Raw genomic sequence first — 1,493 nt, 5'->3', positions numbered from 1 at the left:
GCCCGGCCCCCCCCCCCCACTGCACACCCCCCCCCCTGGACGCGGGGGGGGGGGCGGGCCGCCGGGGGGGGGGGGGCCGGCACCACCGGTCCGGGCAACCGCGCCCTCGTGCGTTCGGGCCCCGCCCGGTCTCGGCCCGGCTCAGCCGCCGGCGGCCAGCGGTCCGTGACCCGGCACCGCCCGACCGTCGTCCGCCACCGGTGCGGGCAGCGGCCCCCGGGCCAGCCGCAGCAGCTCCTGCGGGGTCAGTTCGGCCAGCCGGGCGCGGCCCAGTCGCAGCACCTCCGTGGCCGTGTCCAGCAGTTCCGCCGGTGTCGCCGGGCGCTCCGGCAGCCCGGCCGCCCAGTCGCCGCCGGCCAGCCACTCGCCGACGGCGCCGCGCAGCTGCCCCGTGCCCGCCTCCCGGATCGTGAACGAGAGGTGCACCGACAGGCCCTGGTGGCCCGTCGCGGTGTGCGGCGCCCCGCGCGGCACGTACAGCACCTCGCCCGGCCCGAGCACCGAGTTGAGCGCCACCGCGCCGGGTTCGGGGGCCAGCCCCGGGCGCCAGCGCCCGTCGGCGGGAGCCTCGTGGACCGTCCACTCCTTCTTCCCCGCGAGCTGGACGACCAGCACGTCCGCGTCGTCCCGGTGCACGTCCAGCCCGCGCCGGCCGGCGCCCGTCGCGAAGCAGAACGCCTCGGTCCGGCGGCCCAGTTCGACCGCGATGTCGGTGGCCAGCGCGCGCACCGGCGCGTGCCACTGGTCCAGCTGCGGCAGCAGCAGCGTGGCGCCCTCGGCCAGCAGGGCGGCGATCCGGTCAGGATCGGCGAAGCCCTCCTCCCGGCGCCCGGCGACCACCCGGGCCGTGCAGAACTCCGCGGGCGGGACGACCTCACCCGCCCGGACCATCTCGACGTAGGGCACCCGCAGCAGTCCGCCGCGCAGCGCCTCGTCCAACTCGCCCGGCCGGGGCAGCCCCGCCGGCCAGCCCGCGGTGCGGAACACCTGCGGCCGGCGCTCCTCCAGCGCCTTGGCGAACGTCGCCGCGTCGCCCACCAATTCGGTCAGAACTCGTCCCATCGTCCATCCCTCCGTCCAGCGGCCCACCACCGGTCGACCGTCGCATAACCTACGGATGAACATCTGAGTCCGGTTCAGCGAGAATCCGCCAACCAGCCCGGGATCGGCCAGCTTCGCGCCGCGGGGCGGCAATCGCGATGCGCCGTGGCGGCCCGTCCCGGGCGGACGGGCCGAGGGGTGAAGCGGGCGGGCGGCGCCGACACCGTCCCCCGGTCGGCGCGTCCCGACCCCCAGGTCGGGCGGCCGACGGCGGCGGCCGCGACCCGTTGCCGCGGCGGCCCGCCCGCCCTCCGGCGCGACAGGCGGCGGCGACCGGGCGCCGGCCGCCCCGCACCGCCCCGAGGGCGCCGGCGAGCGGTTCCGGGTGTCTGTGACGAGCGTCACACCCCGGGGTCCGGTCGGCCGGCGGCGCTGCCCGGGAGGTCCCGGGC

General features: G+C 79.2%; 1 protein-coding gene. It reads right to left on the bottom strand.

Features of this window, described 5'->3' with window-relative positions; translation table 11 throughout:
- Positions 1-141 precede the first annotated feature (141 nt).
- Positions 142-1,062, bottom strand: a complete 921-nt coding sequence (locus ACFVHI_RS37150; RefSeq protein ID WP_159398557.1) for a JmjC domain-containing protein — start codon at positions 1,060-1,062, stop codon at positions 142-144.
- Between the last annotated feature and the right edge of the window lie 431 nt (positions 1,063-1,493).

Origin of the sequence: Kitasatospora sp. NPDC127121 (genome assembly GCF_042677305.1) — a bacterium.
In the GTDB taxonomy this organism is placed as follows: Bacteria; Actinomycetota; Actinomycetes; order Streptomycetales; family Streptomycetaceae; genus Kitasatospora.
The sequence above is the reverse complement of the archived record's forward strand: the minus strand, read 5'-3'. Positions and strand labels throughout refer to the sequence as shown.